This is a genomic window from Paraglaciecola chathamensis S18K6, assembly GCA_000314955.1.
Taxonomy (GTDB): Bacteria; Pseudomonadota; Gammaproteobacteria; order Enterobacterales; family Alteromonadaceae; genus Paraglaciecola; species Paraglaciecola chathamensis.
The window spans coordinates 310,553-332,687 of record BAEM01000032.1 but is presented as its reverse complement, the minus strand read 5'-3'; the positions used below and the strand labels follow the sequence as shown (position 1 = coordinate 332,687).

General features: G+C 43.0%; 21 protein-coding genes. 5 read left to right on the top strand and 16 right to left on the bottom strand.

Annotated features, from left to right (window positions below):
• Window positions 1-14: 14 nt before the first annotated feature.
• The 5 genes from GCHA_RS11050 to GCHA_RS11030 form a co-directional block, all read right to left on the bottom strand.
• Window positions 15-1,748, bottom strand: a complete 1,734-nt coding sequence (locus GCHA_RS11050; RefSeq protein WP_007988134.1) for an alpha-amylase family glycosyl hydrolase — start codon at window positions 1,746-1,748, stop codon at window positions 15-17.
• A gap of 20 nt (window positions 1,749-1,768) precedes the next feature.
• Complete coding sequence (locus tag GCHA_RS11045) at window positions 1,769-3,277, bottom strand: MFS transporter (protein WP_007988132.1); 1,509 nt, start codon at window positions 3,275-3,277, stop codon at window positions 1,769-1,771.
• A gap of 410 nt (window positions 3,278-3,687) precedes the next feature.
• Entirely contained in the window at window positions 3,688-4,848 is a 1,161-nt protein-coding gene (locus GCHA_RS11040) for a GGDEF domain-containing protein (RefSeq protein ID WP_007988131.1), read from the bottom strand.
• Between the two features lie 214 nt (window positions 4,849-5,062).
• Window positions 5,063-5,506 carry an acyl-CoA thioesterase gene (locus GCHA_RS11035; RefSeq protein WP_007988129.1) on the bottom strand — a complete coding sequence of 148 codons (444 nt, stop codon included), beginning with the start codon at window positions 5,504-5,506 and terminating at the stop codon, window positions 5,063-5,065.
• 284 nt (window positions 5,507-5,790) lie between these two features.
• Window positions 5,791-6,585, bottom strand: coding sequence for a rhomboid family intramembrane serine protease (locus GCHA_RS11030; RefSeq protein WP_007988125.1), 795 nt, complete (start codon window positions 6,583-6,585; stop codon window positions 5,791-5,793).
• Window positions 6,586-6,803: 218 nt separating this feature from the next.
• Here GCHA_RS11030 and GCHA_RS11025 point away from each other — a divergent pair, with 218 nt between their 5' ends.
• Genes GCHA_RS11025 through GCHA_RS22610 form a run of 4 tightly spaced genes read left to right on the top strand, consistent with a single transcriptional unit; the run spans window position 6,804 to window position 9,136 of the window.
• Window positions 6,804-7,148, top strand: a complete 345-nt coding sequence (locus tag GCHA_RS11025; protein WP_039992340.1) for an ArsC family reductase — start codon at window positions 6,804-6,806, stop codon at window positions 7,146-7,148.
• Entirely contained in the window at window positions 7,145-8,275 is a 1,131-nt protein-coding gene (gene dapE / locus GCHA_RS11020) for a succinyl-diaminopimelate desuccinylase (protein ID WP_007988119.1), read from the top strand. The genes GCHA_RS11025 and dapE overlap by 4 nt, the downstream gene beginning before the upstream one ends.
• A complete protein-coding gene (locus GCHA_RS11015; protein ID WP_007988117.1) occupies window positions 8,272-8,973 on the top strand; it encodes a M15 family metallopeptidase in 702 nt (233 codons plus the stop codon). Before dapE ends, GCHA_RS11015 begins: the two co-directional genes overlap by 4 nt.
• Before the next feature lie 4 nt (window positions 8,974-8,977).
• Window positions 8,978-9,136, top strand: coding sequence for a DUF2897 family protein (locus GCHA_RS22610; RefSeq protein WP_007988115.1), 159 nt, complete (start codon window positions 8,978-8,980; stop codon window positions 9,134-9,136).
• Between the two features lie 115 nt (window positions 9,137-9,251).
• Here GCHA_RS22610 and GCHA_RS11010 read toward each other — a convergent pair whose 3' ends face one another.
• The 10 genes from GCHA_RS11010 to GCHA_RS10965 form a co-directional block, all read right to left on the bottom strand.
• On the bottom strand, window positions 9,252-9,578 hold the full coding sequence (locus GCHA_RS11010; RefSeq protein ID WP_007988114.1) for a heavy metal-binding domain-containing protein: 327 nt from the start codon (window positions 9,576-9,578) through the stop codon (window positions 9,252-9,254).
• Between the two features lie 104 nt (window positions 9,579-9,682).
• The gene (astE, locus tag GCHA_RS11005; protein ID WP_007988112.1) at window positions 9,683-10,780 is read right to left on the bottom strand and encodes a succinylglutamate desuccinylase; all 1,098 of its coding nucleotides are present in this window, start codon (window positions 10,778-10,780) and stop codon (window positions 9,683-9,685) included.
• 160 nt (window positions 10,781-10,940) lie between these two features.
• The gene (locus GCHA_RS11000; RefSeq protein ID WP_007988109.1) at window positions 10,941-12,269 is read right to left on the bottom strand and encodes a putative bifunctional diguanylate cyclase/phosphodiesterase; all 1,329 of its coding nucleotides are present in this window, start codon (window positions 12,267-12,269) and stop codon (window positions 10,941-10,943) included.
• 160 nt (window positions 12,270-12,429) lie between these two features.
• A complete protein-coding gene (locus GCHA_RS10995) occupies window positions 12,430-14,940 on the bottom strand; it encodes a glycogen/starch/alpha-glucan phosphorylase (protein ID WP_007988108.1) in 2,511 nt (836 codons plus the stop codon).
• A gap of 232 nt (window positions 14,941-15,172) precedes the next feature.
• Window positions 15,173-16,822 carry a phosphoglucomutase (alpha-D-glucose-1,6-bisphosphate-dependent) gene (gene pgm, locus GCHA_RS10990; protein ID WP_007988106.1) on the bottom strand — a complete coding sequence of 550 codons (1,650 nt, stop codon included), beginning with the start codon at window positions 16,820-16,822 and terminating at the stop codon, window positions 15,173-15,175.
• A gap of 13 nt (window positions 16,823-16,835) precedes the next feature.
• On the bottom strand, window positions 16,836-17,360 hold the full coding sequence (locus GCHA_RS10985; protein WP_007988105.1) for a negative modulator of initiation of replication: 525 nt from the start codon (window positions 17,358-17,360) through the stop codon (window positions 16,836-16,838).
• Window positions 17,361-17,522: 162 nt separating this feature from the next.
• Entirely contained in the window at window positions 17,523-18,593 is a 1,071-nt protein-coding gene (gene rlmM, locus GCHA_RS10980) for a 23S rRNA (cytidine(2498)-2'-O)-methyltransferase RlmM (protein ID WP_007988103.1), read from the bottom strand.
• Window positions 18,594-18,968 carry a DUF423 domain-containing protein gene (locus GCHA_RS10975; RefSeq protein ID WP_007988102.1) on the bottom strand — a complete coding sequence of 125 codons (375 nt, stop codon included), beginning with the start codon at window positions 18,966-18,968 and terminating at the stop codon, window positions 18,594-18,596.
• A 74-nt stretch (window positions 18,969-19,042) separates the two neighbouring features.
• Window positions 19,043-19,660: an alpha/beta family hydrolase gene (locus tag GCHA_RS10970; RefSeq protein WP_007988098.1), complete on the bottom strand. Its 618-nt coding sequence runs from the start codon at window positions 19,658-19,660 to the stop codon at window positions 19,043-19,045.
• Entirely contained in the window at window positions 19,647-20,555 is a 909-nt protein-coding gene (locus GCHA_RS10965) for a transcriptional regulator GcvA (protein ID WP_007988096.1), read from the bottom strand. Before GCHA_RS10965 ends, GCHA_RS10970 begins: the two co-directional genes overlap by 14 nt.
• A gap of 219 nt (window positions 20,556-20,774) precedes the next feature.
• Between GCHA_RS10965 and GCHA_RS10960 the strand changes: the two genes are divergently transcribed.
• The gene (locus GCHA_RS10960; RefSeq protein ID WP_007988094.1) at window positions 20,775-21,059 is read left to right on the top strand and encodes a hypothetical protein; all 285 of its coding nucleotides are present in this window, start codon (window positions 20,775-20,777) and stop codon (window positions 21,057-21,059) included.
• Between the two features lie 109 nt (window positions 21,060-21,168).
• Here GCHA_RS10960 and kdsA read toward each other — a convergent pair whose 3' ends face one another.
• A complete protein-coding gene (gene kdsA, locus GCHA_RS10955; protein WP_007988092.1) occupies window positions 21,169-22,020 on the bottom strand; it encodes a 3-deoxy-8-phosphooctulonate synthase in 852 nt (283 codons plus the stop codon).
• Between the last annotated feature and the right edge of the window lie 115 nt (window positions 22,021-22,135).

Genomic DNA, 22,135 nt, shown 5'->3' with positions numbered 1-22,135 from the left:
CGCTGCGTAATCATTTATTTAAACGCCATCAATTTAGACAACTCATATTTGAGGGCATCATTAACCACGGCGCCCTCTTTAACCCAGACGTTTACACTATGACCTGCCACATCAGCCAGTAATGCATCGCCGGTCGTAATGGTCTGCGCTTGTTGCTCAAAACGCATTTCGGTCCATGTACCTTTATCTAGGTATTGGGTAATTGCAAAGCGATGCGATTTGTCGCTTTTGTTGAGTAACACTAATGCGGTTTGTGCAATATCGCCTTTTTGAATAACACGATAAAACGCCGCATGATCGCCTTTGAATTCAAGGTTGACTTGCAAACCATTTTGCAATGCCGGTACATTCTTTCTTATATTGGCGATCGCAGATAACTGTTGTTGAATAGGGTGAGACTTGGCAATTTCAATATTTTCTTGGCCCAAATAATTCCGATTCCCTTGGTGTTCTGCCTTTCCTCGCATAAACCCTATTTCTGAGCCTTGATAAACAACGGGGATCCCTCTGCTGGTAAATAACCAATTGTTGGCATCAATAAACCCTGAATCGCTCGCGTTCATGCGTGGCATATCATGGTTATCGTAGAAAGTGGTTAGCTCATAGGGGTTTGCGTAAGGCCCATGGGTTAAGTGTAAATACGACAATAATGAGGCGTAATCACTGCCCGGTGTTTCAAATACACTCGTGATTGCTTTTTGGCCAGGAAAATCTAACACACTGATCCCGCCGTTTTTCGCAAGGGTGTGCTGGGCGATAAAGTTCGCATTGTAGTCAAAGCTCTCGGCAAACATAAAAAAGTCTGGGTACTGTTCCCTCACTCTTGCTGCCATTTCTTGCCAAAAGTGATGGGGAACATGTTTAATCGTGTCGATACGAAAAGCATCTGCGCCCTGCTCTATCCAATACAAGTACGAGTTAATCAGATAGTCACGCAATTGCGGGTTGTCTTCATTCAAATTTGAAAGTTGCATGATGTCTGGGCTGGTGTGATAAAACTGGTGCAGCGGATTATTTGGGTCTAGTTTCTCTGGGGCCAAATTTTGATGATCAGCCACTAAACGCCCATTCAGGTCATACAACTTGCCAAATTGATCTTGCTCTACAGGCATACTAAACGACGGTGAACCATGATTTGCCACCACGTCAAACACGGTTTTGATGCCAAATTGGTCGCGCATTTTGTTGGTGTATGTTTTGTAATCTAAATTTTCAGACGGGTAATGCTCATCTATTTTATAAAAATTGGATGCCCAATAGCCATGATAAGCAGATTTACCGCCATCTTTGAACGCTCCTCCATACGCTATCGCCTCCCCCCCTGAAAACTGCTGATCGGGGTTTTCTACAATGGGGGTTAGCCAAACCGCTGTGAACCCCATGTTACTGATGTACTGCGCATTATCTAACACACCTTTTAGATCGCCACCTAAATAACCCACATTGGCGGCATCACCATTATCAGCATAAAGAGGTAAATCAAAACTGGGGAGATTCCCCCCTTGTTCTGGGTAATTGTTACTCGCATCTCCATCGACGAAGCGGTCTGTCATCACGAAATAAACGGCTTCTTTCACAAAGGGGTTATCCGTGCCGTAATACTGTGCTGTGCTTTGTTCTGCGCTATCAACTGACGCTGTGTGACTCGTATGGGTACATGCGGTTAACGCAAGGGTCAATGCCATAGTCATTGCGGTGAACGTAAAACAGGAAAGTGACGGGCGGGCTAACAGTTTTTGTTTCATCATTTTATCTAATCCGATATGAGCTATTGAGGAACTTTGACACGTAACGTCATGACACCAGCGATAAGCATGCTACAACCGCCGATCACTAAAGCAAAAATAGGTTGATTATCAAAGACTTTCGTCACCAGAAAACCTAAGATACTGGCGGCTAATATTTGTGGAATAACGATAAAGAAATTGAATATTCCCATGTAGACACCCATTTTATTGCTCGGCAGTACGTTGGCCAATATGGCATAGGGCACAGATAGAATTGATGCCCAAGCAAAACCGACTCCCACCATCGCCAGCACCAGCCACGCAGGGTCGCGAATAAACCAAAATGAAATAAATCCAATTCCGCCTAAGGATAAATTGATTAAATGGGCATACTGTAAATTAAGGATACGCACCACCACAGGGATCACAATTGCTGCGATAATAGATACCCCGTTATAGGTCGCCATTAAAATTGATACCCAGTCAGCACCTTCGTTATACGCTACTGAGCTTGTATCACGACTACCGAAATGATGGGAGGTGACAGCAGAGTTGGTGTAAATCCACATAGCAAACAGTGGAAACCAAGAGAAAAATTGCACGACTGCAAGCTGGCGCATGGCCTGAGGCATAGCAAACAGGTCCCCCATCACTTGAGCAAACCCGTTTTTGGTATACTGCTGGCGAACCATAAAAGCAGCAACAAACTGACACACACCAAACGCTATCAGGCCCCCTGCTAAGATATAAAGATTTTGATCCAGGGCATCAATATTGGTATAAATAACGGCGAGTAAAATCAGGCCTACGGCAGTGAATCCGCTGCCTCCACGAGTATATTGCTTTTGTGTACGTGTCGTCGTGTTTGTGTCTTTTTTCTGGTCAATTTGCGCCTGGGCAGCATCAAACGCCGCCAGTTGCTCTGGGGAGTACTCTTTCGTAGAAACAACCGTCCACAACACAGCCAAAAGAAAAATACTGCCGCCGGCATAGAATGAAAATTTAACGGAATCCGCTACTGAGCCCGGTTCAGCAATATTCGAGATATCAAACCAATTGGTCATCATCCAAGGTAAGGCTGAGGCAACGACCGCGCCAATACCAATGAAAAAGGTTTGCATGGCATAACCACTGGCGCGCTGCTTAGGAGGCAGCATGTCACCGACGAATGCACGAAAAGGCTCCATTGAGACGTTGATAGAGGCATCCATAATCCAGAGCATACCTGCAGCGAACCACAAAGTAGGTGAATTGGGCATAATAAATAGCGCGCCACTTGCCGCTATGGCGCCCCATAAAAAATACGGACGCCTTCTGCCTAAACGGTTCCAGGTATTATCGCTCAAATAGCCAATTATGGGTTGCACTACAAGGCCGGTAATGGGCGCCGCGACCCACAGCACTGCTAGGTTACTGTAGTCTGCGCCAAGAGATTCAAAAATTCGGCTGACGTTTGAATTTTGCAAAGCAAAACCGAATTGAATACCTAAAAAGCCAAAGCACATATTCCAAATTTGCCAAAAGCTTAATTGTGGTTTTGTTTGCTGCATGAAACCTTCTCTACTTATACATGTTGTTAGGTTGTAAAAACTGACGAAAACTGATGGTCATCTCGAATATACGCATTACATTCTATTTGTTATATCCCATCCTTATGTTGCGAGGTGTTTTCTACGAAACTATTTTAAGGGTGGCGGCTGTACGACAGCGTGAAGATTATCCTTTGTAACATAATCTAAACAAGTTTTTGCATACGTATTCAAGGCGATAACAGGCTGTATGAGCGTGTTCGTTAATGTGAAAGGGTTAAAAATTTGTAATCATACACAACCAAGCAGCCCTCTGTTATTGCTATAACTGGGCGCTCTGGTGGCAAAAGGTAGGTCATAAAAAAATAGGTTTTGAACTAACGCGAAGGCTCAACGAAAAGGGCCAACACGATTTAGCATGGGTTTGCCCTTTAAAGAACGATGGTAAACCCTGCTTCTTTTTTCGCTAAATACATTTTTTGATCTGCTAAATGGATAAGCTGTTTAACACTAACAAATTCAGAAGCGCCAGTTTCCGCAATTCCCATACTAAATGAATACGTCGGGTAGCGAGCGCGAAAAGTAGCAATGAGCTTCTCACACACACCTTGTGCCTCTTGTGCATTACATTCGAGTAACACTAAGCAAAATTCGTCGCCACCGTAACGACAAGCGATATCAGTTTGCCTAACGCATTGACGTAACGTTTGGCCGATTTCTTTAAGCACTTCATCGCCTTTTATGTGCCCTTCCGTATCATTGATTTTTTTGAAATGATCAACATCAAAGTACACCAAAGATACTTTAGTTTGGCGGCGCTTCGCTAGTGCTAATTCTTTGTCGAGCATCTCTTGCATCGCACTGATGTTATAGATTTTCGTTAAGGGATCTAAACGTACCTGATCCATTAAGTCTTTCGTTCGTTTCGCTATTCTCGCCTCAATATCACGGGACAAACTCTCGTTTTGCTGCCTTAGCACGTCAAGCTCAGCGTATAGATGCGTTAGATTAGTATCAGCGCATAGCTCAATATCAAACTGAAGTAGCTGTCTTATAAAATGACAAAAAGAGCCTTGTGCAGAGCCCAGATCACAGGCCTGTTGAGCAAAGCGACACAGTAACTCACTTAAGGTATTAATAAACTGAATGAAGTCTAATGCCGGTACGCCTATATTTTTATACTGAACAATTAATTCAATGCGCTCAGTGATATAGACTTGGTCATAACGAGCAGTAACAAAGAGGCCTTCAATATACTGCCTCAGTACATCGCGTAAATCGGTTGAAAGATTATATTCGTCCGTGTGCAGCTTTACGCTAGCCATTTGAGGATGCTCACGATACAACTCATCGATAAAATTGTTAATGCTGGTCAATAGAGGCTCTTTAAACGTCGCGAGCGACTCAGGCTGATAATGTGTTTTCGCTATTAACTGTTCTAATCTTTGTGTCGACAGCCTTGAGCGAGTAGACGCCCCTGAGTGAGTAGACAGCCCTGAGCGAGTAGACGCCCCTGAGTGAGTAGACAGCCCTGAGCGGGTAGAAAACGCGCTCAGCAACGCATTATCACTTTTTCTATTTTGAGGCACCATATCAAACCCTTTATTCTTATTATTAGGTTAGGTAACTTTATTATTAAAAAGGCAGTTTCATTCAACCAAATGGAACATTTAACCTAAATTACAGTAGGTTATAACAAAAACCTAGAAATAATATCTGACACCAACTGTAGTATCATTATAAAAAGTTATCTGATCTGGTTGTATCCGACTAAGGTCTATATCTAAATCGGTTCATAATAATGACTCAGAGCACATCTCCCGCATGGTTAATAGTGATGGGTTGAATAGGCGCGTCAAATGCCTCCCTTAAGCTTTGCGGCACTGCCTTTTTCTCAAAGGAACTTGAGTCAACACACACATAGGTAATGTCTGCACTAGCAATCGGCTTTTTGCTTTGCTGCTGCGTTAGATGCACCTGGCAGGTGAAAGAAGAATTACCAATTTTTTTAACCCCTACAGTCCCGTGAATGACATCATCAAAACGCGCAGACGACTTCCAGCTGATATTTAGATTTACCACCTGAGTTTCATATCCTTGTGTGATCAGATTCTCGAAACCGCCATAAAAAACCCGAAAATACTCTGTCATAGTAATATCGACATAATCCGCGTAGCGCGCATTAAACACCACACTTTGTGCGTCACATTCTCCATAACGCACACGAAAATAATAATTAAAATCTGCCATTCGAACGTCCATAAGACTAAATAAACCTATGCATTAACAATAGAGAATCATCTTACTTTGATAGCAAATAAAGCACTAATTCATACAAATGCTAATCAACTATTTAGCATACTGATTAACGGAAAAATTTTAGGCGAAATGGAATTTCATGGGGTGCAAATTAGTCACGCGTAACCTCTATTCCCCTTTTGTATTAATACATATAGAAATTCGGAATGATTTCCACAATGATAAATTTCTGCAGGGAAATACCGACAAATATGCCTATACCGTTGGAGTTGGTATTAATCACGTCTTGAAATACTGATAATTTTTTTACGCTGTGGGTGCTCTGTAGGTTTTTCAACTTGCTCAACTTTTTCCGGCCGCGTGGTTTGATCAACCTGGGAGGAAAACCCGTGCTTTGTAAGCTCATGATCTTCAGGATGCAATTGCTCGACGTCGTCGCGCCATTGGTCCTGAATGATCGGGTCGTCTATATCAGTGCTTTCACGTTCCCATGGGTAACGCTTTACCTCTGGTTTGGGGTCTAACCGAAACCACATCAGCGCTGCCAAAGCACCGCTTATTCCGCCAAACAAATGATACTCAAATGAAATACCGGGCTCTCTAGGGAAGATACTCATTGTCATGCCGCCGTACATGAAAAATGCAATCATCATGATCCCAATTGACGACTTATCTCGACGTAAAATCCCCACTACCAATAGATAAAAGAAAATCCCGTGTGTCATACCGCTGGCGCCTAAATGATATGACTCTCTAGCAAAAAGCCACACACCAACGCCCGATAAAATCCAGACACTGACCAGCACCTTATATCGCGTTTTCGGATAGCCATATATTAATGCCGTTAACAGTATCAGTAGTGGCAAGCTATTACTAAATAGGTGTTGTAATGAGCCGTGAATCAAAGGAGCTGTGAGTATCCCCAGTGTTCCACTGAGTCTTTGTGGATAGACAGCAAACACATGCATATCCAAAGAGAATAAGATTTCAGCTGACTGAATACACCATAGCAACAACACAAACCCAGTGCTGGCCAATATGCTGTTGGATAATCGTTTAGAGAAGTTCATTTACTTAATGTGTGGTACAAAATCGAAATTAAAAGGCCGTTATTCACGGCTAGGCGAAATCATTTGTGCTAAGCAAGAGAAAAATATGCTGAAAGTAAAAACCCTTGTAATTAACCGTGGAGCAATTAAGCACTAATATATGTTTCCTCTTTACCCTACCCTGTGTGTCTCGCTATAGTTAGCGGCTAAGTAAATTAATGGGAATAACGAGTAACTTGATGACAACAATGTACGGAATTAAAAACTGTGACACGATTAAAAAAGCGCGTAAGTGGCTAAGTACAAACGATGTTGAGTACAGGTTTCATGATTATCGTGCAGACGGCATTGATGCAAAATGGCTTGAAGAAGTTGAAGCAATAGTCGGATGGGAAACCTTATTAAATAAGCGAGGTACCACCTTTCGTCAGTTATCCGATGCGCAAAAAGAAAACCTCAACACACAGACGGCACTTGCACTTATGCTTGAGGCACCTGCGATGATTAAACGCCCTCTTCTTATCCATAATGACCAGCATATTGTTGGTTTCAAAGACGCCCAATACCAAGAGATATTCAAATGAGTTGTGAAGTATTAGCCCTGACCGAAGAATTAATTAACCGCCAATCTGTGACCCCAGAAGACGCCGGTTGCCAGCAGTTAATGGCAGAATACTTAGCTCCATTAGGTTTCGAGATTGAAACTATGGTGTTTGAAGACACCACAAACATGTGGGCACGCAAAGGCAAAGGCGATCCTGTGTTTTGCTTTGCCGGCCACACCGATGTTGTGCCCAGTGGGCCTGCAGAAAAGTGGACGTTTCCGCCATTTGAGGCGACTCAGCACGAAGGACAGTTATACGGACGCGGCGCTGCTGATATGAAAGGCAGTTTAGCCGCTATGCTAGTTGCCACTAAGGCCTTTGTTACTAAGCACCCTGAACATACGGGATCGATTGCTTTTCTTATTACCAGTGACGAGGAAGGCCCTTTTATTAATGGCACCACTCGTGTGATCGACACCCTTGAAGCCCGCAACGAGAAAATGACGTGGTGCTTAGTAGGCGAACCATCAAGCACCACACTTGTAGGAGATGTAGTAAAAAACGGCCGTCGTGGTTCACTTACCGGCGATATCGTCATTAAAGGGGTACAAGGCCATGTTGCCTATCCTCACCTAGCGAAAAATCCTATTCATGCCTCAGCACCAGCATTTGCTGAGCTCGCTCAGACCCATTGGGACAGTGGCAATGCCTCATTTCCCCCTACCAGTTTTCAAGTTTCTAATATTAATTCGGGTACGGGGGCTGGCAACGTCATACCAGGTGACCTAACTGCCTGTTTTAATTTCCGTTTTTCAACCGAAGTGACCGACAAGCAACTTATCGAACGGGTTATCTCAATTCTTGATAAGTACGACTTTGATTACGAAATTGATTGGACCTTCAACGGTCAGCCTTTTTTAACTGATTCAGGTAAATTAGTTGAAGCGACCCAAGATGCGATAAAAGACGTTACCGGTAGACAGACAGAACTCTCCACTGCAGGTGGCACGTCCGACGGGCGCTTTATTGCACCAACGGGAGCGCAAGTAATCGAATTAGGCCCTGTAAACGCAACTATTCATAAAATAGACGAAAACGTAAACATCAAAGATTTAGCCGAACTCGCTAAAATTTACCAAGGCATTTTACAAAGGTTATTGGCTTGATCTTGATTGGGCATGTACTAGGAACTGACGCCTCGCATTTATGCGAGGCGCAAGACGGACATAGGCTTGAAGTACGTACTTTTAATGCTTTTCAGTCTATGCAACGCGCCGCGCAGATAGATAAAATTGACATCAATATCGCCAGTGGCTTTCGTGACTTTACACGCCAATTACTCATTTGGAACAACAAATGGCAAGGTTTACGCCCCTTGTATTCTGCAAGTGGTAAATTACTCGACCCAGCAAAACTGACACCGGAAGAAAAACTGCACGCTATACTGACCTGGTCTGCGCTACCTGGTGGCAGTCGCCATCACTGGGGCACAGATCTCGATGTTTATGATCGCCCTCGGGTTGAACAAACAGGGCAAAAACTCCAGCTTGTTCCAGCGGAATATGCTGAAAACGGCCCCTGCTTTGCACTTAACCAGTGGTTAGATCGCTTTGCCGCCGATTTCGGGTTTTACCGCCCCTATCAGCAATACACAGGTGGAGTATCAGCAGAGCCTTGGCATTTAAGCTTTCAGCCTGTAGCTGAGCAAATGCAAAATGCAATGAGCTGCGATGCGTTAAACGACTGCCTGTTGAGACAGGACATTGAAGGAAAAGAGGTTGTACTTAATCAGTTGCCAACCATATATCACAGGTACATACTAAATCAGGGAACGCTAACAGAGCGTGATAACTTCACTAGGTGATTAAATGAATATATGGATAGTTGTTGCCATTATTGTCGTGGTGTTGGGGTTTATTGTTGGCAATATTATGTTGTTACAACAGACTGCAAAAGAAAAATTACCCAAGCCCGATAAAGACAATAACGCTAACTTTGATGACGATGATGACTGGGGCAAAAAGTGACATTTCCTCGATACATTGCATCTAATTGGATTAAAGCATTCTATATCGGGTTGGCGTTAAGCTGAGTGCGTGTCCAGCTTAACGTAGATTTAGTGTTGAGTGGGGGGTGTGCAATCTATAGGTCGGAACAACTCACTGCTGTGCCACTGATGCTCACCATCAGCATACTGCCGCCTTTTCCTACCACTTCATAATCGATATCGATACCAACAACTGCGTTTGCTCCCATAGAGCGCGCCTCTGCTTCGAGCTCTTTGAAGCCGATTTGCCGCGCATTGGTTAACTCGTCTTCGTATGCGCCTGAACGGCCACCGACCACATCACGAATGGCAGCAAAAATATCGCGAAACACATTTGCTCCCATAACCGCTTCGCCAACTACGATACCGCAATAGCGTTCTATTTTTTTACCCTCAATGCTAGGAGTGGTTGTCATAATCATTTTATTATCCTTATTAATTTTAAACGACCTAACTAAAAATACTGAATTAACCCACTGCATTCAATTACCTATTTGTAACAAATCCGTGTAAACCGCTATTAAGGCTAATCAAGCGTTGTCGGCACTACCGTTAAAATAGCTCGCTGGCCAAGTGCTACATTGGCATTTGGGAAAACCACCGCTTCTCCATCATATTGAGCTCGATATTCAGCGCCTGTTTCATGGGCTAGCAACGCACCTTTTTCAAAGGTACTAAAATTTGGTAAATCATCAGAAAAATCGAGAACAAAGTCATCTGAATGTTTATTGATCACCTGATTTACGCGATAGATCAACATATCGTCGTTGTTGTATGGTTTGCTGATGAGCGGTTCGCCACAGATAAATTGCCTAAGAGTGGTATTAACAGCGGTAAAACGCGACATGTCATTTTGCCCAAACGGCTGTACCTTTCCTAACTCAACCGTAAACGCATGAGCATTAAATTGACGCGAGCTGAAATAGCTAAATGTAGTGGTAGAACTACCGGATAATAAGAAGGTGTCTACACCGCATGCCAGCAAAAAGCTTAACTGTTCTTTGCTGTGCGATTCACCATGCAAATATGGGTAGACTGCAAATTTTTCGTTTTTTGATGGGCGAATGGCAGTATGAAGATCATAGTGGTATCGCGTTTCGTCATCCTGCGGGGTTGCATTCGCGGGCTGAACTTTATTAGACAACGGCGCGTTATAAAACTGCGCAACCGCCTCTTCTAATTCTTTTGCCCGTGCACATTCGTAAGCATTTTGATTCACCGAAGCACTGCTATGCGCCTGACTAAATAAACGGTTTAAGTTCTCATCAACAAAGCGTGTTGCTTTGTCCATTGCTGGTAAATTACCAAAAATAAACAAAACCCGATGCCCAAGTGTGATCTTACAGGTCAAAATATCCACAACATATTGGTCACATATCTCTATTGGTGCAGTTTCGTTGCCGTGAATGCCACTGGATAATATAATCGCTTTATTGCCTTTTTCTGCTGGCGTAAAGGCAATGATACCAGGCGCTACAATGTGCACTAAAGTGCCATTGGATAATGTGAACTCCACGGGGTCTTTTTCAGCTGTGAATAACTCGGAGGAGCGTCTCGAAAGTAAAAGAAATTGGCCTTCGCTTGCTAATTGATCGATAAGTTGGTTGGTTTGTGAAGTGTACATACTTTGCCTTTTACGCATTTAAAGCTTAATCATCATCTCTTCAACGTACGATATTAAAGCCTAATCGTACAACATTAATATGATGACCTAAGTAACAGAAATTGAGATTTTATACCGCTGCGGCTGTTATACCGCTGCGGCCACTATTCCACTGTGGTTTCTATTTCGCTGTATCCCCTACTCGCGACAAACGCGCGTGAGAGTTTCCAACGATAAAATCTTGCTGAGTTAACCTAATAAAATCGTTTATGGGAACAGCACGTGAAAACAAAAAGCCTTGGCCTTCCATCACTCCAATCTCTCGTAACACGTGCAATTGATGAATATTTTCAATACCCTCAGCAACCAATTCACAATTCGCTGCGGTGGCGATCAATCTTGATGCTTCAATTACCGCTCTATTGATTGGACTTTCAGACAATTCCATCACAAATGTTTTGTCTACTTTAATGGTATCAAGCTCAATATTGCGCATATAAGCAAGATTCGAATAGCCTTTTCCGAAATCATCAATGGCAACAGACACCCCTAATGCTCGAATTTGCGTTAATTGAGACGTCACCACAAATGAGTTAGACAACGCCACATCCTCTGTTAATTCAATTTCAATTTGCCCAAGGTCAACCTCATAGACCCGAGCAAACTCAGCGAGTTGATCAACAAAATGAGGGTCGTATAACTGGGTAGGCGACATATTTACTGAGAGTTTCAGGCGCACATTGGCCGCAGCTAATTCTTTTACACCTTTAAAAGCCGCTTCGAGTACCCAATAGCCCATCTCGTTCATCATGTTATATGACTCAGCGGCTTCAATGAGTGCACCAGGAAACAACACGCCATCCAGCGGGTGATTCCAGCGTAATAGACATTCTGCTCCGACTATTTCAAGCGTGCGTAAATTGACTTTCGGTTGATAATAAATTTCTAGCTCATGGTGCGACAATGCCCGCTTAAGATCCGCTTTAAGGGTAATAGAGCGACTATTATCTGGTTTGTCGACAAGGCTCATGTAGCAAAAGTTGTCGTAACGATTTTGCTTGGCTTGTTTTAATGCGGCTTCAACACGAGTGAAAAACTGACTTGCGGCAATTGCAGACTCTTCATTGGAAACCGCGCCAACATTAAAATCAGCAATAAATGAATGATCACCAACACCGATGGGGGTTTTAAAATGTTCGATGAGATGGATATAAAATCGCTGGAGTTGAACTTGACTAAATTTACCAGGGATCACCAAGCCAAAAATATCACCGCTTATGCGACCCAATTGGGCGTGATGACCGGTGAACAAATAACTGATTCTATTTGCTATCGTGAGCAGTAATTCATCACCTAATTCATAGCCGAAGCTACTGCTGACATCGGAAAAACGCACTACATCAATCAACAACATAGAATGATGAGGGTTGCGCTTAAGCATAACGTCAATCTGTTCTAAAAAAATATGACGATTAGGTAACGTTCGCAATGAATCATGAACAGGCTTCATGCAAATAAATCAACCCCAAATACTTCTGACACTGAGTGTCTATTTTTGTTTAGGAAAAAGGCTCTAAGCAGCGTTAGAGCCTTACATATAGCGTAATAGTCTACAGGAAAATGGCTGGGGTTAAAGCCATTACACCTTTAAAGGTAAGAAAGCATTAATACTACTCAACTTTGCATGGATCAAGCTTCCAAATGCGCTTTACATAATCTTTTATAGACCGATCTGAGGTGAATTTTCCCATTTGGGCAGTATTTAGGATCGCCATTCGCGCCCATTTGTCAGCGTCTTTGTATGCTTTATCAGCAAGTGACTGCGCTTCACTGTAAGACACAAAATCAGCGAGGACTTTATATTGATCGCCTCCTTCTAGCATACTGCGTTTTAAAGACGATAATGCGCCAGGTTTTCCAGGGGTGAAATAGTCACTGTCTAGCCAATCAAGTACCGCTTTTAATTCGCGGTTATTGTCGTAGTAATCAAACGGGTTATACCCTTTCTTATCAAGAGCTTCGACTTCATCCACGGTTAAGCCGAAAATGAAAATATTCTCGTCACCTACTTCTTCAGCAATTTCGATATTTGCACCGTCCAGCGTACCGACCGTTAAAGCGCCGTTTAGAGATAACTTCATGTTACCTGTACCAGATGCTTCTTTACCGGCGGTTGATATTTGCTCAGAGATATCGGCCGCAGGGATCATTTTCTCTGCCAAGCTAACGCGATAGTTTGGCAAAAAAACGACCTTCAGTTTATGGTTAACCCGAGCATCATTATTGATTTTTTCAGCCACTTTATTAATGGCATAGATAATATCCTTGGCTAACTTATAACCAGGTGCCGCTTTTGCGCCGAATAAAAATACTCTAGGGTGCATATCGTAATTGGGGTTTTCCAACAAACGACGATACAAGGCCATAATGTATAAAAGGTTTAAGTGTTGACGCTTGTATTCGTGTAGGCGTTTAATCTGCACATCAAATATCGCATCAGGGTCAATTTCGACACCGGTAAGTGCAAGTACTTCTTTGGCTAACTGTACTTTGTTGTCACGCTTAATCTTCATGAACTGTTTTTTAAATTTAGCGTCATCAGCAAACTCAGTTAAGCCCTGCAATTTATCCAAATTTAACGGCCAGTCAGCACCAATCTTGCTATCAATCAACTTGGATAATGCTGGGTTACAGGCTTTTAACCAACGCCGCGGCGTAATACCGTTAGTTACATTTGTTAGTTTATTTGGCCACATATGATTGAATTCAGGGAATAAATCTTTCTTAACCAGCTCTGAATGAATTTCCGCTACCCCGTTGACCGCGAAAGAGCCAATAACCGATAGATTGCCCATGCGCACCATCTTATCTGGGCCTTCTTCGATGATAGACAACTTGCGTTTGATGTCGTTATTGCCAGGCCAAACGGCCTCAACTTCGTCCATAAAACGACGATTAATCTCATAAATAATCTCTAAATGACGTGGTAAAATTCTTTCAAACATACGCGCAGGCCATTTCTCTAGTGCCTCAGGCAATAAGGTGTGATTAGTATAAGCAAATGTTTTGCTACAGATACTCCACGCGTAGTCCCAATCCAGTTCGGCTCGGTCGATCAAGATTCTCATAAGCTCAGGGATCGCCACCGCAGGATGGGTATCATTTAGCTGGATCACCACTTGGTCCGAGAAACGGCTCCAATCGTCCCCATGCGCACGTTTGTAGCGGCGAATAATATCTTTGAGTGAACATGCACTAAAGAAATACTGCTGAATAAGACGTAGGTCTTTGCCCGCATCTGTTTCATCATTCGGGTAAAGTACTTTAGAGATGGTTTCGGCCTGCACGTTTTCTTTCTGGGCATCCACATAGCCACCTGCATTAAATACATCCCAGTTGAAATAATCTGATGCTTGGCTTTGCCATAAACGTAAAACATTGACGGTTTTGCCGCCATAACCAACCACTGGGATATCCCAAGGCAAACCTTTGACAATTAAGCCAGGATGCCACTCTTTATTGATCCGGCCATTTTCACCGTATTTCGTTTCTACGTAGCCAAATAGCGGTATATCTTGGATTGACTCAGGACGGCAAATTTCCCACGGATTGCCATAATCGCGCCAGCTGTCCGGTCTTTCAATCTGCTCGCCATTTTTTATTTCTTGTCTAAATAAACCGTGCTCATAATGCAAACCATAACCTACAGCAGGTAAATCTAACGTGGCGAGTGAGTCAATAAAACAAGCTGCCAAACGGCCAAGCCCACCATTGCCCAACGCCATGTCAGGCTCTTCTTCCATAATATCAGTGAGGTTGACCCCAAGTTCATTAAGGGCTTTTTCGGTTGCATCAAACAAACCCAGATTATGCAGGTTATTTGACATTAAACGACCCATCAAAAACTCAGCAGAAAAATAATGCACCGCACGGGTGTCGTTTAAATAATGAGACTTCTGGGTTTTACGCAAACCTTCTAAGACATGCTCTTGAACAGAGGCACACGTTGCTTTCCACCATGCGTGATTATTCGCTTTGTTTTCGTCTGTCCCTAAGGAGCAATGTAGGTGTTTAACAATGGATGCTTTCAGGTCGGCTTTGCTTAATGGCACAGAACTAGCCGAAGCTGTCTTACTGGTCTTTTGTTTGACTGTTGTTCGTTTAGGGCTTTTTGTTGTCATAATGCTATCTCATCTTTATTTGTTAAAATATGGTTAACATACAGCTATTACAAACCGTAATAAAATTACATAAATAAACTTGAGATAGTTTTAGCAGGAAAAAGCACAGTTTTCTGTTAAAAATACGTTAATAAAACAAAAAAGGCGGCTGAATACGTATTCAACCGCCTTTAAAAAATACATTTACAACAATTCAATTCATTACTGATAACATAAAAGAAACAATTAATCTTTAAACGACACTTTCAAATATACGCGCCACGAGATTCTGTGCTTCTTCGATCAAAAGCTGTAAATGCTTTTCACCATTAAAGCTCTCAGCGTATATTTTATAAATCTCTTCGGTGCCTGAGGGGCGAGCAGCAAACCAACCGTTCTCAGTGGCTACTTTAACCCCTCCGATAGCCGCATTATTGCCTGATGCATGGGTCTGAATCGACACAATAGGCTCACCTGCTAACTCGGTCGAAGTGATTGCGTTTTTATCAGCTTTGCTCAGCGCTTGCTTCTGTGCGTGCGTGGCTGCAACATCAATACGAGTGTATAACGGCGCACCAAATTTTTCGGTAAAGGCTTGATAATGTTCACTTGGATCTTTACCCGTTACCGCAAGTATTTCGGCCGCTAGCAAACATAAAATAATGCCATCTTTGTCCGTCGCCCATGGCTTACCGTTACGACGCAAGAAGATCCCACCGGCACTTTCCTCACCTGCGAAACCAATTTGGCTATTGAGTAAACCTTGCACAAACCATTTAAAGCCCACCGGCATTTCTGCCACGGTTAAATCAGCATCCTGTGCTACGCGGTCAATCATACTGCTGGACACCAGTGTTTTGCCCACTTTCAAACCTGCTGGCCAATCCTTACGGTGTGAATACAGATATTCTATGGCCACAGCGAGATAGTGATTTGGGTTCATCAAGCCGTTTGTCTTGGTCACAATACCGTGGCGGTCAAAGTCAGGATCATTACCAAATGCCAAGTCAAATCGATCTTTCAAATCAATTAAACCAGCCATGGCATAAGGTGATGAACAATCCATACGCAATTTGCCATCTTTGTCGCGGCGCATAAACGCAAATTGGTGATCGACCTTTTGATTAACCACTTCTATATTTAAGCCATAACGCTTTGCAATTTTGTCCCAGTAGTGAAGACCTGCACCACCTAGGGGATCTGTTCCCAGTTTTAAACCAGCATCAGCAATAGCCTGCATGTCGATAACCTGATCTAACTGATTAATATAGTTATCAGCAAAGTCGACTTCTTGTACTAAGCCCGTATCGCAGGCAATTTGATAAGGCATACGCTTGACGTCTTGCAAATCACCTTGGATTAATTCATTGGCGCGAGCTTGAATTTGATTCGTTACATCACTGTCGGCGGGGCCGCCGTGAGGTGGATTATATTTAAAGCCACCGTCTTCAGGGGGATTGTGCGACGGTGTAATGACTACGCCATCCGCTAAGGCTGACGTTCTTCCTTCATTGTAATCAAGAATGGCATGACTAATTACAGGCGTTGGCGTGTAACCTCGGTCCTGTTGCACCACCAAATTGACTTCATTCGCTGCTAGTACTTCAATAGCAGTGGTGAAGGCAGCTTCAGATAAAGCGTGGGTATCCATACCTACATACATAGGTCCAGAAATCTTATTAGCCGTGCGATATTCAGCTAATGCTTGGCTGATTGCCGCAATATGGGTATCGGTAAAAGTGTTTTTAAATGCACTTCCACGGTGCCCTGATGTACCAAACGTTACCCCTTGGCTTACGTCACTTTTATCAGGTTTATTGCTGTAATAGGCACTAATTAAATGCGCAACGTTAACGAGTTGTTCTTGTGACGCGGGTTTACCTGCTTCTGAGTGAATAGCCATGTAGATCCTTTAGTTAGTCTTCATATAATTCCGGTGCAAATAATGCGGCTAAGCGTTGACTATCGTTCGCGTTGTAACCTAATACTTCTGCGACTTCTTTAATTAACGACGCCTTCTTAGCTGTATTATTGTTAGTCATAACCCAAAACGCGGACTCACCAATCTGTTTTGGGTTTGTCACGCTACTGGCTTGCAACAACGTTTCTTTGTCTTTAGCAAAATAAACGCGGTTTCTGCCACTTAACGTGAGTACTTCGTCGAACTGAGAGCCATGTATGCTTTCCAGAACTGACAAAATCTTTAGAAAACGCTCGACCATCTTGGGGTATTCAAGCAAATCTTTTGTGGTAATTTGACTAAATACATCCCCTGTCGGAGCTTTTGTTGTAGTGCTTGGTTTAGGCGCAACGACCGTTTTTACGACTGTGTTTTCTGGCATAACCAAACGGCGCAGAATATCTGAGGCCGTCTCACCAATATGCTGCGTTTGTGACGCTATATAGGCGTATAAATCATCTTCTATTTCAATGTTCTTCATTTAATGTCACTACTGTCTATGTTCTGTTCATTATTATACTGATCGCTTACATCTACGCACTGTTTAATTCAGCTAGCTAAACATATAATCAGCTTACACAATACTTATAACTTGTTGTTTTTTATAGTGTAAAGTTTCGTTACCTATGAGTAATACGCTGTACTACGTTTTCAACCGTAGGTGAACGGTTACCTCTTCTCGATCATGATACAAGTGTTTAACTCGCAGATCATACGGCCCAGCGCGATGTTGATCAATACACTGATCGATGATTTCCAATGCTTCTTTAACGGACTCGTAACGTTTTTTCATCGGTAACTTAAGGTTAAACACGGTTTCTTCACAGCGCTTAGTCGCAATCCAAGTTGCCATTAATTTAGCAACTCGTTGTGGCTGCTCGATCATGTCGCATACTAACCAATACACATTATTCTTGCGCGGCTGAAATTTAAAACCATCTTCTGGACAGTAACGAACTTGGCCTGTAGCCATCAATGCTTCGTCCATCGCACCATTGTCTACCGCTTCGACAAACATCCCCCTTTTAACCAATTGGTAAGTCCAGCCTCCTGGACAAGCACCTAAATCCACTGCGTGTAATCCTCCGGACAAACGTTTACCGTGTTCTTTTTTAGGGATAAACAATTGAAATGCTTCATCGAGTTTTAACGTGGAGCGACTAGGCGCCTCATTTGGAAACTTTAAACGTAAAATGCCTAACGGGTGCGGCGAATTATTTTCAGGATAAGAGTACCCAACAATAGCCGTGGTGCTGTCTTCAAAATACACATGGCACACGGGTAAATTGCTGCGCTCTAACGGAGTTAAAATGCGCTTGCCTCTAAGCGCTTGGCGCAGAGGAACACTTATTTTTCGGCAAAATTTTGAAATTTCGCGCCCTTCAGTGCTGTCAGCATGTTCAACACGTAATTCCCCGCATTCGGGAAATTCAATACAGCCGTTTAAGATTGGACCAATTCGATCATTGGTGTCTAACTGCTCACAACGCTCACTAAAAGCAAAAAGCTGGCGGGCAAATATCAAGCTAGACAAGGGCAATTTTTTGGCTAATGCGTCTGCATCCTGTTCTTGATAACAATGGAACAGTACTAATCCACTGTTGGCTTTGAGCTCTGGATAACCGTAAACATTCAGCTCTGCGCTTTTTTCTAAGACCTCATTGGCTAAATCTTTCTCGAACCCTGTACGACAATATAACGCTAACCCAGCCATCTACAATTTTAATCCTTTGAATGCTGCAAAAATAAATAAACCCCAGGCAATGATAAAACAAAGCCCACCGATGGGCGTAACCGGCCCGAACCATTTAATACCTGTAATGGCTAATAAATATAAACTGCCACTGAAAAGCATTATGCCAGCACTCATAAATCCAGCTGACCATACAAGCTGCGCACTAGGCATAAATTGTGCTGTTAAGACCAATAAAATTAGCCCTAAGCTGTGGTACATCTGATACTGAACGCCCGTTTGGAACACCGCTAAAAGCTGCTCCGACAATTGATTTTTCAACCCGTGAGCGGCGAATGCGCCGAGTATAACGGCAAGCATCGCACTGACCGTGCCGATGACAAGGTAAATCTTCATTTCACTTTCCTTTCACACCTGACTATTCATCATTAAGAGCTGCGTAAATAACACATTTCGTTGATAACGCTATATTATGCTACCTGCCGCTCAATAAACGCGACGCTTGCATTAACCGCTTCCAAAATATGTGCATCTTGGGTGAATCCTGAACGCTTACGCGGCTTAAAGCTATGGTCACCATCGGCCAAAAAGTGCGTTTCAATGTTACTTGGCAAAGAATAACTTTTTACTTCGTCCTGCGTACCGAAGGTATCACGGCTACCTTGAACGACAAATAATGGTTTTTGTAACACTTCTAAATGCGCAGTTCTTAGTTTGTCTAACTTACCGGGAGGGTGAAATGGATAGCCGAAACAAATTCCCCCTGCCGCGAGTGACTCATCTAATACGATGGATGCTACGCGACCGCCCATAGACTTACCACCGATAAAAAGCGGAACGGTTACGTCTAATGACGCAATAATGTGCTCAAAGTATGCTTGTAGTTTGGGCATTCTATCCGGTGGTTGACGACGGTTTAACAATGCCGCTTTTTGCATATATTCAAAATCAAAGCGCGTAACGCTAACGTGGCGTTTCGCAAATAGCATTGCCACCGTCTCCATGAATTCACTATTCATGCCTGCCCCGGCGCCATGAGCTAATATTATGTGGGCAATAGGCGTTTGTGCGTTATCAGTTAAAATCATCATTCTCCTGTTCATCTTCTACTTGGCTTTGCAGCCATTGCAAGAATGCCACTATTTTACCTAATTCAGCTTGTGACTGATGACACACAGCATAATAAGCATTGGTGGCAATCAATCGTTCATCAAACGGGCAAACCAAGCGCCCAGATTCAATCTCAGGGCGCGCAAGTACACTGTGACCCAACGCTATACCTTGGCCTAACGCGGCTGCTTGTAATACCAGCATAGAGTGACTGAATATGGCCCCCTGATTAACGTTAACGCCGGATATATGGAAATGCTTGATCCAGTTTTTCCAGGCTTCTCTTGATGAATCATGGAGCAATAAGTGATGCTTTAGGTCAGATAGCTTTTCTAACGGCTTCTGCCCTTGAAAAAGCAGCGGTGAGCATACCGGTGTCAAATATTCGGTATGAAGTTTTTGGGCATATACATTCGGCCACTTACCGCGACCATAATAAATCGCGACATCTACATCGTCCGTTAGAAAGCCCTCATCAAAATCCACCGCTTTAATACGAATATCGATATCAGGGTTAGACTGGCTAAATTGATTTAAGCGCGGTACAAGCCATTGAATGGCAAAACTTGGAGGTAATGCCACTGTAATGGCCCCCTTTTCCCCTCGCGCGAGTAACCGCTGTGTGGCCTCTTGCAATGCTTGGAAAATATCTTTGAGATCTAAGTAATACCCCTGACCTTCTTCCGTTAAAAGCAAAGATCGATTTTTACGCATAAAGAGTTTCATCGATAAAAACTCTTCTAATGATTTGATTTGATGGCTCACTGCGGCCTGCGTCACGAACAACTCATCTGCAGCTCGGGTAAAACTCAAATGCCGAGCAGCCGCTTCAAAGGCTTTGAGCGCATTAAGTGGAGGTAACCTACGATTCATAACGTCAGCACTAGAGGAATTTCAGCCAAGCGTACCATTATTAGTTTTTCTAATCCATAACCATACTTATTGTCATTTTCATAACGCACAATAATTGTATATTATTTAATCCGTCAAAGATAAATACCCTTTTAAAACAAGGGTTAACAATATGCGTATTTATTTAACAATTAAGTGAATATGTTTACATATAACATTAATATACTTTAGGTGATAATGATGAAAAATCGTAAAAATTTAGTTTTAAGCAGTTTATTTGCATTAGTATTCAGTCAGTCCACGTTTGCGCAAGAATTCGACCTTACTGCTATGTATGTTACAGAACAAATCGAAGCAAATTTACAATCTATGCTAGCTGATATCAGCAACACTGATAGCTCACACGCATTAAACGCTATCGTAACAGGCCTTGAAAAAAGTTTAGGTGATAGCCAACAAGCCGTTGCACTTACACAAGACAAGCGCGCTGGCAATGCCCCACAAACAGCGACCTTATCAGAATAATATACGCGTTATTCATTTAAAGAATTAACGCATTTTTATCTAGACGTTCTGAGCATGTCGGGTCATCCGATATGCTCAAAACCTCTCAGTTTAGTCAAATGTATATCTGTTACTTCGCACTGGTATCTAATGGCGCAAAGCCCTTCACTAACTCGTCTAGCGCTAACATTTGCTGTAAATAGGGTTCCAGCTTGTCGAGCGACAAAGCACAAGGCCCATCACACTTCGCTTCATTCGGATTAGGATGCGCTTCAATAAACAAACCAGCTAACCCTAACGCCATGCCACTTCTTGCTAGCTGTGCAGCTTGAGCTCGTCGGCCGTCTGCAGAGTCGGTTCTGCCTCCAGGCTTTTGTAGCGCATGGGTAGCATCAAAAATAACAGGAGCAAATTGTTTCATCTCGTCCATACCAAGCATATCAACCACGAGATTGTTGTAGCCAAAGCTAGAGCCACGTTCGCACAAGATAATTTTATCGTTTCCTGCTTCCATGAATTTGGTGATGATGTGACGCATTTCATGAGGCGCTAAAAACTGAGGTTTCTTCACATTGATAATGGCGTTTGTTTCGGCCATGGCAACGACCAAGTCTGTTTGACGGGCTAGAAACGCAGGCAACTGAATAACGTCAACCACTTCTGCCACTGGCGCTGCTTGCGCGGGTTCATGAACATCGGTAATCAAAGGTACGTCGAATGTGGCCTTAATTTCAGCGAAAATCTCAAGCCCTTTATCCATACCTGGACCACGATATGAATTCACCGATGAACGGTTTGCCTTATCAAACGAGGCTTTAAAGACGTAAGGGATCCTAAGCTTGGTAGTGATTTCTTTATAATGTTCTGCAATACGCATCGCCATATCACGAGACTCTAAAACATTCATTCCGCCAAAAAGTACGAATGGTTTGTTGTTTGCAACTTGAATGTCGCCAACAGCGATAGTGTGTAAATTGTTCATTTATTACGCCTTTGAAATATCCTGAAGCGCAAGAATATCAAGGCTTCATGCGCTTTAATAGCATTTAGCACGAATGAATCTCATCTTGGATTACAGAAAACATGTACAGTAGTGA

Bases quoted from the DNA above. Each gene is read 5' to 3' on its own strand.
- GCHA_RS11050 (WP_007988134.1), bottom strand. From the start codon at position 1,748: ATGATGAAACAAAAACTGTTAGCCCGCCCGTCACTTTCCTGTTTTACG.
- GCHA_RS11045 (WP_007988132.1), bottom strand. From the start codon at position 3,277: ATGCAGCAAACAAAACCACAATTAAGCTTTTGGCAAATTTGGAATATG.
- GCHA_RS11040 (WP_007988131.1), bottom strand. From the start codon at position 4,848: ATGGTGCCTCAAAATAGAAAAAGTGATAATGCGTTGCTGAGCGCGTTT.
- GCHA_RS11035 (WP_007988129.1), bottom strand. From the start codon at position 5,506: ATGGCAGATTTTAATTATTATTTTCGTGTGCGTTATGGAGAATGTGAC.
- GCHA_RS11030 (WP_007988125.1), bottom strand. From the start codon at position 6,585: ATGAACTTCTCTAAACGATTATCCAACAGCATATTGGCCAGCACTGGG.
- GCHA_RS11025 (WP_039992340.1), top strand. From the start codon at position 6,804: ATGACAACAATGTACGGAATTAAAAACTGTGACACGATTAAAAAAGCG.
- dapE (WP_007988119.1), top strand. From the start codon at position 7,145: ATGAGTTGTGAAGTATTAGCCCTGACCGAAGAATTAATTAACCGCCAA.
- GCHA_RS22610 (WP_007988115.1), top strand. From the start codon at position 8,978: ATGAATATATGGATAGTTGTTGCCATTATTGTCGTGGTGTTGGGGTTT.
- GCHA_RS11010 (WP_007988114.1), bottom strand. From the start codon at position 9,578: ATGATTATGACAACCACTCCTAGCATTGAGGGTAAAAAAATAGAACGC.
- astE (WP_007988112.1), bottom strand. From the start codon at position 10,780: ATGTACACTTCACAAACCAACCAACTTATCGATCAATTAGCAAGCGAA.
- GCHA_RS11000 (WP_007988109.1), bottom strand. From the start codon at position 12,269: ATGAAGCCTGTTCATGATTCATTGCGAACGTTACCTAATCGTCATATT.
- GCHA_RS10995 (WP_007988108.1), bottom strand. From the start codon at position 14,940: ATGACAACAAAAAGCCCTAAACGAACAACAGTCAAACAAAAGACCAGT.
- pgm (WP_007988106.1), bottom strand. From the start codon at position 16,822: ATGGCTATTCACTCAGAAGCAGGTAAACCCGCGTCACAAGAACAACTC.
- GCHA_RS10985 (WP_007988105.1), bottom strand. From the start codon at position 17,360: ATGAAGAACATTGAAATAGAAGATGATTTATACGCCTATATAGCGTCA.
- rlmM (WP_007988103.1), bottom strand. From the start codon at position 18,593: ATGGCTGGGTTAGCGTTATATTGTCGTACAGGGTTCGAGAAAGATTTA.
- GCHA_RS10975 (WP_007988102.1), bottom strand. From the start codon at position 18,968: ATGAAGATTTACCTTGTCATCGGCACGGTCAGTGCGATGCTTGCCGTT.
- GCHA_RS10970 (WP_007988098.1), bottom strand. From the start codon at position 19,660: ATGATTTTAACTGATAACGCACAAACGCCTATTGCCCACATAATATTA.
- GCHA_RS10965 (WP_007988096.1), bottom strand. From the start codon at position 20,555: ATGAATCGTAGGTTACCTCCACTTAATGCGCTCAAAGCCTTTGAAGCG.
- GCHA_RS10960 (WP_007988094.1), top strand. From the start codon at position 20,775: ATGAAAAATCGTAAAAATTTAGTTTTAAGCAGTTTATTTGCATTAGTA.
- kdsA (WP_007988092.1), bottom strand. From the start codon at position 22,020: ATGAACAATTTACACACTATCGCTGTTGGCGACATTCAAGTTGCAAAC.